This window comes from Thermomonas alba (assembly GCF_022419205.1).
Taxonomy (GTDB): Bacteria; Pseudomonadota; Gammaproteobacteria; order Xanthomonadales; family Xanthomonadaceae; genus Thermomonas; species Thermomonas alba.
The window spans coordinates 1-554 of the sequence record NZ_JAJOZU010000052.1 but is presented as its reverse complement, the minus strand read 5'-3'; the positions used below and the strand labels follow the sequence as shown (position 1 = coordinate 554).

The 554-nt window shown below is 66.1% G+C and carries 1 protein-coding gene; it reads left to right on the top strand.

Annotated features, from left to right (window positions below; all coding sequences use genetic code 11):
* Positions 1 to 84: 84 nt before the first annotated feature.
* The coding region (locus ML342_RS11705; protein WP_500809974.1) for a DODA-type extradiol aromatic ring-opening family dioxygenase at positions 85 to 554 on the top strand (470 nt) is incomplete at its 3' end.

Below are 554 nucleotides of genomic sequence, written 5' to 3'. Positions count from 1 at the left end.
CGGCATGACCAAGGCCGAGTTCCAGGCCAAGCTGGTGGCCGCCAACCAGCAGTGTTGAGGCCCGCCGCCCCAGGAGACGTTCCCATGGCCCAGATCGTCGGTGGCTTGGCCACCTCGCACATCCCCGCGATCGGCAACGCGATTGCCAAAGGCAAGCAGGCCGAGCCGTACTGGAAGCCGTTCTTCGACGGCTTTCCCCCCATCCACGCCTGGCTGCGGCAGGTGCAGCCCGAGGTCGTCGTCGTGTTCTACAACGACCATGGGCTGAACTTCTTCCTCGACAAGCTACCGGCCTTTGCCATCGGGGCCGCCGCCGAGTACCACCATGCCGACGAGGGCTGGGGCATTCCGACCACCGCGCCGCTGGCCGGTTGCCCGGAGCTGTCGTGGCACCTGGTCGAGCAGCTCACCGCGGCGGAATTCGACCTCACCGTCTGCCAGGAGATGCGGGTGGACCACGCCTGCACGATTCCGTTCCAACTGTTCTGGCCCGACCAACACCCCGCACCGGTGCGCATCGTGCCCATCCACATCAACACGGTGCAGTTTCCCTT